Origin of the sequence: Thermanaeromonas sp. (genome assembly GCF_021890735.1) — a bacterium.
Lineage (GTDB): Bacteria > Bacillota > DSM-521 > Neomoorellales > Neomoorellaceae > Thermanaeromonas.
Genome location: NZ_JAKKUR010000018.1, coordinates 1 through 13,535, shown reverse-complemented (window position 1 = coordinate 13,535; position 13,535 = coordinate 1). Strand labels below are relative to the sequence as shown.

The window sequence follows — 13,535 nt, the reverse complement described above, 5'->3', positions numbered from 1 at the left end:
GTTAGTCATTAATGGCAATTATGGCCTTAAATGTTCTCATTCTAATTGCGGAAACTGATTATTTACCTCAAAGTACACTTGGAATAGGTCTGCCTCTACTTTTGCAGGAATAATTCTGACACCGCTGGTAAACGTGGCAAACCCCCAAAAACGGGAGCATCAAGGGTTAAGGGTCTATCTACTCTTAGTAGTATTCTGTTTAACCCCCTAAACAATTTGGAAAATCTCCATGTAGAGGCTATAAATCGCTTTAGGGGGAAGGTCAATGAGACAATACACCGACGAATTCAAAGAGCAAATCCGTTACTTTCCCGTCTGGCTGCACTTTGGGCAACACTCTGTCGCCTTCTTTTATCCCAAGGGCAACCCGTGCCTCTTTAGGAAGGGTCATTAAGCCTTTTGCGCTTACTTTGGGAGTATAAATTTTGGTGTGCAAAAGACCACCGCCTAAGAATCATAGAATTTGGTTACAGTCTCCAATTCGACATAAAACAAAAAATCCTGCTGAAGAAAGAAATCCTAAAACGTACTCCCGTTTGTTTGTATAATCCGGAAATCCAAGCTACGGGCGGGGCAGAGTGGCCCCGCCAAGAACGATTTCGTTTGCCAAAACTTATTATGCTTAGCTCCCTGATACCTTGGCCCAAAAATGGACCTCAAACATCATACATGCTTACTTAGCCACCTCCCTAAATATACCGACATCAGGACGGAAGATAAGTTCCACACGGCCCTTATCGCCATAGCGGTTTTTCTCTACTGCAAGATCTACGGCCCGTGAAGGTGGGGTTGCTGTACGTTTTTGAGCGTCAACTAAAAAGATAGCCGTATCCGCCGAATACTCAAGATCGCCACTTTCTTTCAGGCTTGTAAGGTTTGCACTACCCTGGCCAGGCCGATTTTGGCTGGAAATGACCAGAACTGGACTACTCAGGCGTAGAGCTAGTTCACGTAGTTCGCTTACTAAATTTGATACAGTATGCCGAAAATCGTTAAACTCCCGCCTGCTTGCAGCCCACCTTTGTAAATAATCCACTATTACTAGACATTTTCCAGCCTTCTCCCTAGCCATTATTTGAAGAGCTTTGGCCTTTAGCTGCGGCACTGTCAGCTTGCCCGTGCCCTCTATAAAATACAGTCTCGCCAACTCCGGGCCATATTCCCTCGCTATCCGCTCTAATTCCCCTGGTTCCCCAAACCCGTCAGAAAACCTTTTTGCTTCTAATCCAGCTCTGGCACAAATGATCTTTAGCGCCAATCGAGTTATGGTTTCCTCAAAGCTCACAAACAAAGCCGGATACCCTTTAGCTACGTTGGCGGCCACCTGTAAAGCGAAGGTTGTTTTCCCCATCCCCGGCTCGGCAGCGAGCAAGTGCAAGCCGGGCTGGAGGCCGCCCAGCAACTTATCTAGCTTACCGATTCCTGTTGGTAACCCCACAGCCGCCACACCCTGCTCCTTTACCGCCTGCCGCCTGGCCGCTACATCAGAAAGTACCTCCGGCAACAGGTCGGGCAAAGCTACTACATCCCCAACCCGCTCCTTAATCCTCTGCTGCACCCGAGCCAGGTTATCCTCTAACTCCGTCATCAGATCGGTAGCCGAAGTCTCCCCGCGCAGTTTCTCCAGGAAGGTCTGGGCCAGGTCGGCTAGAAGTCGCTTCTGGTACAGTTCGGCAAGCCGTTTGGCAGCCGCCACCGGGTCAGGGGCGGGGGCGGGGGCCGCATTTATAGGAACCGAAGGGAGAGGGAGATCGTTTTCTATTGCGATACTGAGCCGTTTGTAGAGTTCTCTATTTCTGCTTCCAAAAGCCTCCAAGGGTAGAAGGTCTGCTACCTCCCAATACGTTTCGGGTCTAGCGAAAATTGATGCGAGGAGCGAACTTTCTAACCGCTCATCCGTAAAGGAAGTAAACTCCTTAGCCATATTGATCCCTCCGGGAAAGAAATTACCTTCAAGGTACATTGTAGCAGGCGGCGGGGGCGCTTCTAGCGCCCCCGCCGCCACGTTAAACATATTAAACTTATTAAAGGAGTTCACATCCCCTGGATGCCTTGATTCCCAAGGCTTCCAAGGATCGCAAAAGTTCACATTCTGCCACCTGGTAAGGTTTTGCTGCCACCTGGTAAGGTTTTTCTGCTGCCTGCCAAGGGTTTTAAAGTTCACATCACATACACAAGAAAGCAACCGGGCTATTTCCCCGGTTGCTCTTTCAACCATTGCAATATCTTCTTGGCAATTGCGGCTCCGGGCTGAGACTTGCCATTTTCTATATTTGAAAGGTATCTACGGCTAATCCCCAGATAGCGTGCCAGTTCTTCCTGCCGCCAGTTCCTCTCTTGCCGGATTTTTCTTATCTCATTGCCGTCTATTTTAGTTTCTCCTTTACGTTTTGAGGTCTTGGCAGGTGGAAGAGCTTTGGCAGTCGGAAAAGCAGTTTTTTCCTGACTTTCTATTTCCTCGCTCTCACTAGGCAAAATGATCGTTATTTCATACTTAAGCCACCGTGTAACCCAACCCTTGCTCCGATTCACATCTTGCCAATATTCTTGAGGATATACTACTCTCTCGAAAACCTTCTTCTCCACCAATAATTCAAGAGCGCTTTCAAAGGCTTCCCTAAAGCGTCCAGGGTGAGCGTCTTCTAGTGGATTTTCCCGTATGGCGTTACACAGCGTACCAATACTCCACCTTAATGGTTGACCTTTCGCAAGCCTCCACTTGTTCAACATAACGTAATATCCTATGCGTTTAGCTAGGACCTCTACTTTCCTGTCTTGCCGGTGGCTCAATTTAAGGAGTGCACCTGCAAAATTACATACCCACCTCCGTGCCGAGGGAGAGAGAAAATAATATGCCCATTGCCCAGCACGCACTGACCACATTATTGCCACATTGTTTAGGTCGTATTTTTCTATCCTCACAATATCGAAAAGTCTATCTCCTTGCCAGTTGAACCCTCTAGAATTCCACCTTCCAGTTTCAGGATCAATCGCCGGAAGTTGATGCACCTCAAAGCGTAGATGTTGGAGGTTTTCCATTTCCCGCTCAATAATTTGGCGTATAGCCTTTTTATTTTCTCCCCATGCTTGCATGCCCTTTTGCCTGATGATTTTATCAGCATCAACTATTACTGGCTGGAGCAACGGGGATCTCGCTTCGGCCAGAGCTGCCAAAACCGATAGGGCTACGTCAGCCGTGAAATCCGTAAGAGTGGAGAGATAGTTTTCTAACTGCTCCATAGTCCATACAGCCATCTCGCTCTCCACACGAGGGTCAACCCATACCTGTATCTGTCCACCACTTGGACTTGAATATCTCACCTGCGCTGTATTTTCTTCAGGCTTAATCTCCCAAATACCTTTCTGTTCCCACTTCGGCCCACCGGCCCAAATAGCACCCATGGCAGCATACACCACCGGATTGGTAGGAATTGGCATATTTTCCTGCCGGTTTTCTTGTTTTTTCATCGCTTCTCCTCCTGTTAGGAGGAGCGGGTATCACTATTGATTTCACCATTACTATTTACAGTTTTTTGTGAACTACGAATATTATCTGGCTATCATATTTGCCTTTCTCTAAAAGTTGCTGTACTGCTCCTCTTTTTAGTCCTAAAGAATATCCTTTAGCGGTAATTTTTCACGATTTTCTTCTACATACTTTTGTAAAGCCTCATTTACAATTTCCCTCTTCATTTTCTTCTCTATAGCAGCGAGAATAGTTGTTTTTCTCCATACATTACTATCTATCTCTACGTTTACTCGTTTTCCCACATACGTTCACCTCCTAAAGCTATGCTTAAAGGTAATAGTCCGGCCCGGGTTTTTACCACCCGGTACCGGACTTCTTTCTAGGAAATTATTTTTTTGCGCTACTCAAAACATCAGCCAACCTTGCTACTTTGGCGACTCTTTTCTTTTCTTCTGCTAACAAAGTCGCCAGCACCCCAGCGGGGTTGCTTCTTACTTTAAGATACCGTACCCACTCCGAACCCCACTGATAAGCGACTACACGACCTTCATCATCCACGTCGAAGACGGCAAATATATCTTTGTCATAACTATCCTCGAAGAAGAGGTAGAATACGTATCTAGTCTTGTCCCTATAGAGTTCCTTCTTGAGTACACTGGGACACGTGCTAGCTATCTTGTCCAAGACGGCCAAAGCTGTATTAGCTTCGCTAAGTAATTCCTGTAGGACGTTCTCAAGAGCCTCTAAAGCTTCCAGTTGTTGGCTCATTTGTTATACCTCCTATATAACGAAGTGATCTGAGTGCTATAAGTAGCGTAACATAACTTTGGTATATTGTCAAGATTATCCTAATTCGCAAACTTTTGTCAATGAGTTTTGGACATTTTTTAAAAGGTGTGTGGAATGGCGGGGCAATGCGACCCCGCCGGAGGGTTTTTGTTTACGAAAGTTCATTATGGACACCTCCAGGGGCGGGGCAGGGTGGCCCCGCCCAAAAGCATTTTAGTACGCTAAATGTCTCCTCTCCTAGACTAGACGGTACAAATCCCTGTACTTATCGTCGTCTGTTGTGGAAATTGGCACAGGCCGGGGCCGGGCCGCCAAGGATGTAGGCGGCTCCCACTTCCCTTGCAGGGCCGCTAGAAGCATACCTTCTACACTTCGTATTTGCTTACCTTGGGCGGCGTAAGCGGCTACGGCTCGGGCGGCTTTTTCTACCTCTTGCAGGCCATAGCTTTTAGCTACCTTGGCGGCGAAAGTGTCGCTCAGCTTTTTGTCCAGTATCTTTTCAACCAGGGTTTCAATCTCGCTGGTGGAGGCACAACTACTACTACCACACTTAGAAAGGGTTTCGGTGGTACTACTTTCTTTCGCCGACTCTGTTTGTGGCTCCGGGTAGTAGTTGTAGGTCTCACTATTGTTGTTCTCGTTAATGTAAGTATCATTCCGTTTAAAATTTTTAAATTCTAGACTTAAAGATTTTTGAAATCTAGACTTTAAAATTTTTAAAGTCTGTTGAGTCTCAAGGCTTCCGGGTTCTTTTTTGTACATGTCTATTTCCTCTAGAATTGGCTTCATAATGTATATAACCTTGGATTCTCCCCGGCCAAGGTTTATTTCCTGGATGAGATCATATTTTGCCAATTCTTTCATGACTTTGACCGCCGTAGGTATGGAAACGCCCAGATCTTCCGCAATTTCCTCACGTGCGTACTTCACGTAAACACATCCCTTAAGGTGGACCCCTTTGTCAAGACACGATTTTTAAAATTTTAAGCGTGGAAAGATAAGCCTAATCTGGCGAATAGTGGTATGGGATAGGTTGTAGACAAATTTTTCGGATTCCAGATTTGGCATAATATGTCTTAGCCCTTTCCATAGTAGACTTCTGCCGGCGTCCTGTATCCCAAGGACTGGTGAGGCCGGCGGTAGTTGTAAAACTCTAGATACCGAGATATCCCTTGCCTGGCTTCACGGGGACTTTCATATTCGTTGAGATAAACTTCTTCGTATTTGAGACTGCGCCAGAGGCGTTCGGTGAAAATGTTGTCGGTAGCCTGGCCTCTCCCGTCCATGCTAATCCTTATACCTGCTCCTTCTAGGAGCTTTATGTAGTCCGGGTCGGTAAACTGAGCTCCCTGATCGCTATTCATTATCTCCGGCTTGGCTTTAGCAATGGCTTCTTTTACCGCCACTAATACAAAGGCTGTCTCTAAACACTGGTCCAGGGCCCAGCTTACCACAAAGCGGGAGTACCAGTCCATGATGGCCACCAGGTACATCCATCCCCGAACTAGCCGGATGTAGGTGATGTCTATACCCCAGACTTGATTGGGGTAAGTAATAGAAAGGCTCCGCAGCAAGTAGGGATATACTCGACGCTCGTGGACGCGGCGGGAATCAAGAGCAACCCGGGCGTCTTCATCCTCTGCTTCTCCTACTACGACTTCCACGCGCTGCTGGACATAGGCCCGGAGGGGGGTACGTACATATATTCTTCCAGTGAGGCCTTCAACGAAGAGATGTTGCTGGATCACCGCAAGGTAGAGAACTGGATAAACTTGTTCGGCTTCAAGCTCTACGGCAACCTGGGGGAAAACCGCGAGAAGTCGGGCTTTCACGCCAGCGGCCACATTCATGGGCCCGGGATAGAAGAATTGGTGGAGACAATAAGGCCGGAGGTGCTGGTACCAATACATACTGAAAGCCGGGAGTTCTTCCGAAGGTTTGAAGGTTCTTGCACGGTAGTATATCCGGAAAAAGGAGTAGCCCTATATACCTGTATTGACCCGAGTGGTTTTTACCGATATTCTGAATTTCAGAGGTGGTCATTATACAGAGATTTGAGCCAGTACGAGTAGGAAAACGGGGCACCATTACGATTCCCGCGGCACTCCGGCAACAGTATCGCCTGGAGGAAGGAAGTATTCTGGTATTTGAGCCCCGGGAAGAAGGGATACTCCTTAGACCGGCCTGTGTTTATCCGCTGGAAATATATACTCCAGAGCGCAAAGCGGAGTTCCTTTTAAATAACGCCGTTACCCCGGAAGACTATGCCTGGGCGGTAGAGGAAGTGCGTAAGATTTGATCCGAAGACAATACCTCACGGTCCACCGTCCGGGGTTTCGGATGGATCGACTGAGCCTCCCCATGGTTAACGGACCTGTTGCCAAACCTGCTGTAACTAAAGCACTAGAACCAGCGACGGGCCACCCCGCGATAACTGTACAATTTCTTTCCTCTTCTTTTCCACCGCCTTGGCCAGTTGCCTAATGTTGTGCACCGCCAGGTTTTTTAAATAACCGTTAAAACCGGCAGCACAAAAACCTTAAAGCCCTTACCGTCAAGCCGTAAGGAAAATTTCTTAAGCTCTTCTAAGATTCTTTCTTGATCATCATCGCTGATTACCACAGCTACGGCACAGTTGAACCCCGGCCATACCGGATCATCCAGCTTGGGCTCACTGTTTTTCCCTTTGCCCAGTACCCTATCCCATTTGGTAAAGCCGGTAACCCCCAGCGAATTGAGCATCTCCATTACGTCCTCGTCAAAATCCACATCATAAGTGATAAAAAGGAGCTTCATTACCGCACCCCTCAGAAAACATAACTTGGCAAAAACCGCAGATCCTCATGTGTAAATCGTCAGGAGAGCTTCACGCCTTCCTTCTGAATGCCGGCCACCTTGCGGAGTTTTCTCTCCTCAAACAGGCTGTAAACCGTCGGGATTAGCACCAGGGTGACCAAGGTGGACACGGACAGCCCTCCCAACATGGTGATTCCTAGCGGGTTCCATATTTCCGCACCCACACCTCTGGAAATGGCCAGAGGCAGCATGCCGAAAAACATGGCGGCGGTAGTCATCAGAATTGGCCTTAACCTGTTGCGTCCGGCATTGACTATCGCCTCCCGTAAAGGCTGACCTCTATTTTGCAACAGGTGGGTGTAGTCAAGCAAGACAATGGCATTTCTGACTACAATTCCTGTCAGCATGATTATGCCCATGTAAGAAATTAAGCTTAGGGTTGTACCAGTTAAATAAAATGCGTAGAATACACCCGTTAAAGCAAAGGGCACAGAGAACATTATGATCAGGGGATCCCTGAAATTGCCGTACAGCGAGGCCATAACCATGTAAACAAGAACAATTCCGAGGACCAATACCAGGCTAAGATCTTTAAATGCTTTTTGTTGTTCTTCAATTTCTCCGCCAAAGCTAATTGAAACACCGGGCGGTACATCCATATTTTTAATGGCCTTTTTAATGTCGGCGGTAATTTCTCCCAGGGAACGGCCGTACCTGTCTGCCTCTACTTTCACGATTCGCTGGCGGTTTTTCCTTTCAATTTCTACAGGTCCCTCGCCACTTTTTATTTCGGCGATATTTTTCAATTTAATCATTCTGCCGTCGGGAGTAAAGATCGGCACTTCTGGCAAATTCTCCAGCTTGTTTTTGTCCTCCTCCCTCAGGCGGATGAAAATATCAAAGCTATCGCCCGCATCGCGGAACTCGGTAGAGGCATCCCCGTAGAAATAGTTACGAACCGTACCTGCAATCATGGCAATGTTAAGACCAAAAGAGGCTGCTTTTTGGCGATCCACCTCTATCCAAAGCTCCGGTCGGGGATCTTTTTGGCTAAGGGAAACATCGGTCGTGCCGGGGACTTCCTTAACAATCCTTTTCACCTGTTCGGCCACTTCGAGGTTGGTCTTCAAGTCGGGGCCCGCAATTTCAACGACAATCGGCTTTCCGCCGCCCATCATGAGTGAGGAAATTTGGCTCGTGGCAGTAACCTTCATCCGGCTTATGCCTGGTATTCTTTCCAGCTGTTCTCTTAACTTGCCGGCTATATCCTTCGCGCTGCGTTCCCTCTTATCTCTGTCTACCAGCTTAAAACCAATCATTCCCACGTTGGATCCTTCGTCCATGCCCAGAGCCGCACCAAATCCTTCTTCGCTCTGCCCGCAAAAGGCGTAAGAGTGCCTCAATTCCTCCGGTTTTACTATTTCACCAATGGTTTGCAGCATTTTTTCAATAACCTTGGTTGTTTCTTCTATCCTTGTTCCTTCCGGCAGGCGAAATTCGATGTTGACATCCCCGGAATCCATATCCGGTACAAAACTGCTTCCCATAAAAGGTACCAGAGCGAGGCTGCTGGCAAAAATCAAAACGGACACGATAATAACGGCCTTTTTGTGGGACAGGGCCCAGGCAAGTATGCGGCCGTAGAGGGCTTCGATAAAAACAAGATATTTCTCTGTAGTTGTGTAAAATTTGCTCCAGAAGCTCTCTTTTTCCGCGGATTCCTTATTACTGCTGGTTCCCAGCCACCTTGAGGCCAGCATAGGCGTCATAGAGAGGGAAGTAAAAAGGGAAGCCAGCATGGTCACCACAATAACAAACCCTAGTTCTTTAAAAAGCGCCCCCGTAATTCCCCTCACAAACATTAGCGGGACAAAAACCACCACTATTGTCAGGGTGGCAGCCGTCATAGCCGTGCCCACTTCGCTAGCACCAAAAATAGCGCTGGTTTTCGGCCGGCCGCCGTGCTCAAGGTGCCGGGTGATGTTCTCCAGCACTACAATAGCGTCATCTACCACCATGCCGGTTACAATCGCAAGCGACATCAGAGAAACCACGTTTAAAGTGTAACCAAAGAAATAGAGAAAGATAAAAGCAATAATCAGCGAGAAGGGGATGGATAGAGCTATGATTATAGCCGCTCTGACCCTTCTCAAAAAGAGAATAGTAACAATAATTACAAGAAGGGCGCTCCTTAATAACTCATGCTGCAAAGTTTTAATGGATTGTAAAATAGTTTCGGAACTGTCCATAACGGTGTTAATTTTAACATCGGTGGGCAGGTCTTTTTCTATTTCTTTAAGTTTATCCTTGACATCCTGAACAACTTTTACGGTATTTTTACCGGTCTGCTTTTGTAAAATAAGAACTATGGCTTTTTTCCCGTCCCCCCAGCCGTTTACAGTTTGCTCTTTGTAGGCATCTTCAACTTCGGCTACGTCTTTGAGGTAAACAGGTTTGCCGTTAAAATAGCCGACCACCGTATTTTTTATTTCTTCTATGTCCTTGTACCTGGCCGGAATACGGACAAAATATTCCTGCGTACCGGATTTTATACTGCCGGCAGGAAGGTTTAAATTCTCTGCTGCTAGAACCTGTTTAACCTGCATTAAATTCAGGTGGTAACCGTTTATTTTTTGAAGATCGAAATGAACATTTATTTGCCTCTTCATACCCCCGTACAGCTGAACGGCACCAACTCCCGGAACGCGCTTCAATTCATCGGCAATTTTTTTCTCCGTCAAATAATAGAGTCTCGGCCAGCTGGTATCTCCGGTGACGGTCATTACCAGGACGGGGATGCTGGCGCTGCTGAACTTAAAAATTATAGGTTCTTCTGCCTCGTCCGGCAGTTTCTTTTTGGCCAGTTCCAGCTTGTCCCGGATGTCGTTGGTAGCCTCTTCGAGATCCGTACCCCATTCGAATTTACAGGATACCAGGGAGAGATTATCTAGGGACTTAGAGGTAAGCGTATCTAAGTTGTTTACCATGGTGAGCTGATCTTCGATATGCTTGGTAATTTCTGTTTCCACGTCGGAAGCGCTCGCTCCCGGCCAGACGGTCAGGACACTTACCACCGGCATTTCGATGTCCGGAAGCAGATCAATGGGAAGCCTGGTTAGAGAAAGTACTCCCAAAATAATTACGGCCAGGAAAAGCATTAAGGTGGCCACCGGCTGTTTAACGGAAAACTCAGGAAGCCTCACTGCCCCGTAACACCTCTTTCCTCTATAGAAACCTGCGCACCGTCGTGAAGCCGGTTCTGCCCTCTGATAACAACCAGCTCTTTTTCAGCTAAGCCCTCGGTTATCTCGGTAAAATCCCCCTGAGTGATGCCCGTTTTTACGTTTTTTAAAATTGCTTTGTTATCTTCAACGACATATACGTAGTAGCTTCCCGTGCCCGGCATTTTATTAAGGGCTTCAGTGGGAACTGCCAGGGCTTCCCGTTCGCCCAAATATAACTTAATACGGGCAAACATACCGGATCGAAGCTCATACTTCTCATTGGGAATGCGTATTTCAATTTCGGCCGTCCGGGTGGCCGGGTCAATAGTCGGGCTGATAACCGAGACCACGCCTTCAAAAACCTTCCCGGGGAAAGCATCTACGGTTATTTCTGCTTTCATCCCCTTTTTGAGTTGGGGAAAATCCTTTTCCGTTACACTGCAGACGATTTTTAGCTCATCTTCCCGGGAGATACGAACAATCGGTTTGCTGTTGCTGGCCATGTCTCCCTGCTCCACGTAGCGGGCAGCAATAAATCCCGAGATGGGCGCGTATATCTTATGTTCGTCATAAACTATCTGTAATTGTTTTAAAGCTGCCTTCGCCCTCTCGACCTGGGTTATCGCCAAATTCTTTGCTTCTAAAGCCGCTTTATACTGCGCCTCGGCAGCTTTGGATTGAGCCTCAGCAGCACTGTACTGGGCTTCGGCAACTTCATGTTGGGAGTTGATCCGATCAAGTTCCTGTTCCGGCACAGCACCTGCCTGGTAAAGACTTTCTACGCGGAGCCGTTCTTTTTTGATCAACTCCAAGTTTGCTTTGCTTGTTTTAAGGTTTGCCTTGCTCGATTCAAAGTTGGCGCTGGCTGCCTGAAGGTTTGCCTCACTTTGCTTTACCCCGGCCTCAGCTGCGGCCAGGCCTGCCGTTGCCTCTTCAAGCTGGGCTTTGATAGCTTTATCTTCCAGAACAGCTATCAGGTCTCCGCTTTTAACGTAATCGCCGGTTTCGAAAAATATTTTCTCGATGATTTTCCCCCCAATCTTGGGGTAAACGTCTATCACGGCTGCCGGTTTGATCTCTCCTGTTAGTTCCAGAACCCACTGCAGGTTCATTAGCCTCGCTTCGGCCACCTGTACAGGTATCGTTTCTGTTTTTTCGGCAGTATCCTCTTCTTTGGCACTATGCCGAACGTAATTGAAGGTAGCAAACCCAATAAGCAAAATTAAGACAAAAGCGATAGCGATGATGATACCTGTTTTGCTTCTGAGAGCTAACTTCTTTTCCACCCCAGGATAACCTCCTTCCCAGCCCGGCACAAAGTCACTCCGACACCTTCGCGTAAGAAAATTTGCTTCCTATTCTGGTTAAACTCTCTGTCGATGTCCAGGTGGTCTCCTTGCTGGCCCCGCTCCTTAGCATAATAGGTCTGTCAGAAAGCAAAACGATTGCCATCGCTTGGGACAGTGCACCGCTCAGGTAGTCCTACCAAAAACTTAACCTGCAAGCCGGAACGGGAGGTACGCGTGAAAAAAGAATGCGGGTAAGTTGATTATTTTGGCAAGAGGGATATTCGTTCAAGAAATATTTTCTCTGTCAGATCGGCAATCGTACTAATCGGAAATTTGTCTGGGTTTTCCATCCACTCAAAAAGAAAAGCGTTGCTTATACTCTCAAGGGCCAAAGCCAGGTAATACGGGTCAAACGCCTGGAAAATCTTCTTTTGAATACCCTTGTCAAAAACAGTGGCCAGCTTTCGAATCATCTGGTCATAGAAACTGCGCAGCTCAGTGTCCAATGCCCTCTTGACATTAATTCTCACGCCGCCACCCACCTCTGCAAAGTAAAGTTGTATAGCCGAGATGTTTTCCATAAAAAGTTTACATTTCGTTTCCAAATATTTCTTTATAGTGATATACTCATTCACCTTCTCTTCTAGCACTTCCGATAAAGTAGAACAGATTAGGATAGCCGTCTGCATTAAAACCTCTCTATACAGTTCTTCTTTACTTTTAAAGAACTTGTAAATGGTACCTACGGCAAATTCCGCCCGTGCGGCTATTTCTTGCATGGAAACGTTATGATACCCCTTTTGGGAGAATAATTCCAAAGCGGCTTGTAGAATTTCCGTGCGGCGCTGTAGTTGTTCCCTTTCTTTTCTGGATAATTTATCCTTTTTCATTTTGTCCCCCAAGTGAAGTGTATGGGTCAAATCCAAAATATGGTGTAAAATCTCCTAGTTTCCTATTAATACCACTTTGAGTGCTTTATTAACTTGTTCGGCTCTTCTCCTTAGCTTTTCTCACTTTATCCGTTAGTGCGACTTCAACTTGACTCAGGAGGCGTTTTGCACCAAAATCTGGATTTGACCACTGTATGAATTTGGCATCATAAAATGAACCCAAATTCACTATATAAGCACGTAATCTTCTTGTCAAGTCCCGAGGTGGAGAGCTTGAATACTGTGCTATGCAAAAATTTCATTATGTAAAAAACGATGGGTTTGGAACTTACGGTAAAATCTGCGATTCTCTTACTGTTTTAGAGCAAGATGACCAATATGTGGAAGACAAGCAGACCTTATCCGAAGGCTGATTAAGAGGGCTTTTAAGCTCTTTTCAGTACGTTGTTGAGATAAGTAAAACAGGCCAAGTCAAAGTCCGGTCCTTCATCGTTCTAAAGCATCTTGGTGCGCGGAGGTCTTTTCTCGCTCTATCCAGCCATTTGAGGACTTCCTGTTCTCTCTTCCTACTGTTCATAAAATACCTTCGCTTCTTCGAGTGCATAGTGGTAAACTAAGGTGGACCCCTTTGTCAAGACACGATTTTTAAAATTTTAAGCGTGGAAGGATAAACCTAATATGGTGAATAGTGGTGTGGGATAGTTTATGAGTCAATTTTTTAGATTCCAGATTTGGCATAATATGTCTTAGCCCTTTCCATACTAGACTTCTGCCGGCGTCCTGTATTTTAAGGATTGGTGAGGCCGGCGGTAGTTGTAAAACTCTAGATACCGAGATATCCCTTGCCTGGCTTCACGGGGACTTTCATATTCGTTGAGATAAACTTCTTCGTATTTGAGACTGCGCCAGAGGCGTTCGGTGAAAATGTTGTCGGTAGCCTGGCCTCTCCCGTCCATGCTAATCCTTATACCTGCTCCTTCTAGGAGCTTTATGTAGTCCGGGTCGGTAAACTGAGCTCCCTGATCGCTATTCATTATCTCCGGCTTGGCTTTAGCAATGGCTTCTTTTACCGCCACTA

At 46.7% G+C, this 13,535-nt stretch carries 12 protein-coding genes and 1 pseudogene; 1 reads left to right on the top strand and 12 read right to left on the bottom strand.

The window, feature by feature from the left end:
• Window positions 1-262 precede the first annotated feature (262 nt).
• The 7 genes and pseudogenes from L5656_RS11355 to L5656_RS05305 form a co-directional block, all read right to left on the bottom strand.
• Window positions 263-436: an AbrB/MazE/SpoVT family DNA-binding domain-containing protein gene (locus tag L5656_RS11355; RefSeq protein ID WP_366017952.1), complete on the bottom strand. Its 174-nt coding sequence runs from the start codon at window positions 434-436 to the stop codon at window positions 263-265.
• Between the two features lie 237 nt (window positions 437-673).
• The gene (locus tag L5656_RS05330; RefSeq protein ID WP_297200104.1) at window positions 674-2,218 is read right to left on the bottom strand and encodes a DnaB-like helicase C-terminal domain-containing protein; all 1,545 of its coding nucleotides are present in this window, start codon (window positions 2,216-2,218) and stop codon (window positions 674-676) included.
• Window positions 2,191-3,468 (bottom strand): helix-turn-helix transcriptional regulator, encoded by a 1,278-nt coding sequence (locus tag L5656_RS05325; protein ID WP_297200102.1) that lies wholly within the window; start codon window positions 3,466-3,468, stop codon window positions 2,191-2,193. The genes L5656_RS05330 and L5656_RS05325 overlap by 28 nt, the downstream gene beginning before the upstream one ends.
• Before the next feature lie 141 nt (window positions 3,469-3,609).
• On the bottom strand, window positions 3,610-3,771 hold the full coding sequence (locus L5656_RS05320) for a hypothetical protein (protein WP_297200098.1): 162 nt from the start codon (window positions 3,769-3,771) through the stop codon (window positions 3,610-3,612).
• A gap of 85 nt (window positions 3,772-3,856) precedes the next feature.
• Complete coding sequence (locus L5656_RS05315) at window positions 3,857-4,237, bottom strand: hypothetical protein (protein ID WP_297200095.1); 381 nt, start codon at window positions 4,235-4,237, stop codon at window positions 3,857-3,859.
• 258 nt (window positions 4,238-4,495) lie between these two features.
• On the bottom strand, window positions 4,496-5,188 hold the full coding sequence (locus L5656_RS05310) for a hypothetical protein (protein ID WP_297200092.1): 693 nt from the start codon (window positions 5,186-5,188) through the stop codon (window positions 4,496-4,498).
• 146 nt (window positions 5,189-5,334) lie between these two features.
• Window positions 5,335-5,868 (bottom strand): annotated as a pseudogene (locus tag L5656_RS05305) (IS3 family transposase); the annotation flags it as partial.
• Window positions 5,869-6,293: 425 nt separating this feature from the next.
• Between L5656_RS05305 and L5656_RS05300 the strand changes: the two are divergent.
• Window positions 6,294-6,557 (top strand): AbrB/MazE/SpoVT family DNA-binding domain-containing protein, encoded by a 264-nt coding sequence (locus tag L5656_RS05300; protein ID WP_297200086.1) that lies wholly within the window; start codon window positions 6,294-6,296, stop codon window positions 6,555-6,557.
• A gap of 206 nt (window positions 6,558-6,763) precedes the next feature.
• Here the strand turns inward: L5656_RS05300 and L5656_RS05295 are convergent, their stop codons facing one another.
• The 5 genes from L5656_RS05295 to L5656_RS05275 all read right to left on the bottom strand — a co-directional run.
• Entirely contained in the window at window positions 6,764-7,054 is a 291-nt protein-coding gene (locus L5656_RS05295; RefSeq protein WP_297200085.1) for a PG0541 family transporter-associated protein, read from the bottom strand.
• Between the two features lie 59 nt (window positions 7,055-7,113).
• Window positions 7,114-10,257: an efflux RND transporter permease subunit gene (locus L5656_RS05290; protein ID WP_297200082.1), complete on the bottom strand. Its 3,144-nt coding sequence runs from the start codon at window positions 10,255-10,257 to the stop codon at window positions 7,114-7,116.
• Window positions 10,254-11,564, bottom strand: a complete 1,311-nt coding sequence (locus L5656_RS05285; RefSeq protein WP_297200080.1) for an efflux RND transporter periplasmic adaptor subunit — start codon at window positions 11,562-11,564, stop codon at window positions 10,254-10,256. The genes L5656_RS05290 and L5656_RS05285 overlap by 4 nt, the downstream gene beginning before the upstream one ends.
• 263 nt (window positions 11,565-11,827) lie before the next feature.
• A complete protein-coding gene (locus L5656_RS05280; protein ID WP_297200077.1) occupies window positions 11,828-12,457 on the bottom strand; it encodes a TetR/AcrR family transcriptional regulator in 630 nt (209 codons plus the stop codon).
• A gap of 761 nt (window positions 12,458-13,218) precedes the next feature.
• Window positions 13,219-13,535 (bottom strand): integrase core domain-containing protein (locus tag L5656_RS05275; protein WP_366017947.1); only part of this gene is annotated, 317 nt, incomplete at its 5' end.

Excerpts from the sequence above, each read along its gene's own strand:
- L5656_RS05280 (WP_297200077.1), bottom strand. The coding sequence starts at position 12,457 with ATGAAAAAGGATAAATTATCCAGAAAAGAAAGGGAACAACTACAGCGC.
- L5656_RS05315 (WP_297200095.1), bottom strand. The coding sequence starts at position 4,237 with ATGAGCCAACAACTGGAAGCTTTAGAGGCTCTTGAGAACGTCCTACAG.
- L5656_RS05295 (WP_297200085.1), bottom strand. The coding sequence starts at position 7,054 with ATGAAGCTCCTTTTTATCACTTATGATGTGGATTTTGACGAGGACGTA.
- L5656_RS05330 (WP_297200104.1), bottom strand. The coding sequence starts at position 2,218 with ATGGTTGAAAGAGCAACCGGGGAAATAGCCCGGTTGCTTTCTTGTGTA.
- L5656_RS05325 (WP_297200102.1), bottom strand. The coding sequence starts at position 3,468 with ATGAAAAAACAAGAAAACCGGCAGGAAAATATGCCAATTCCTACCAAT.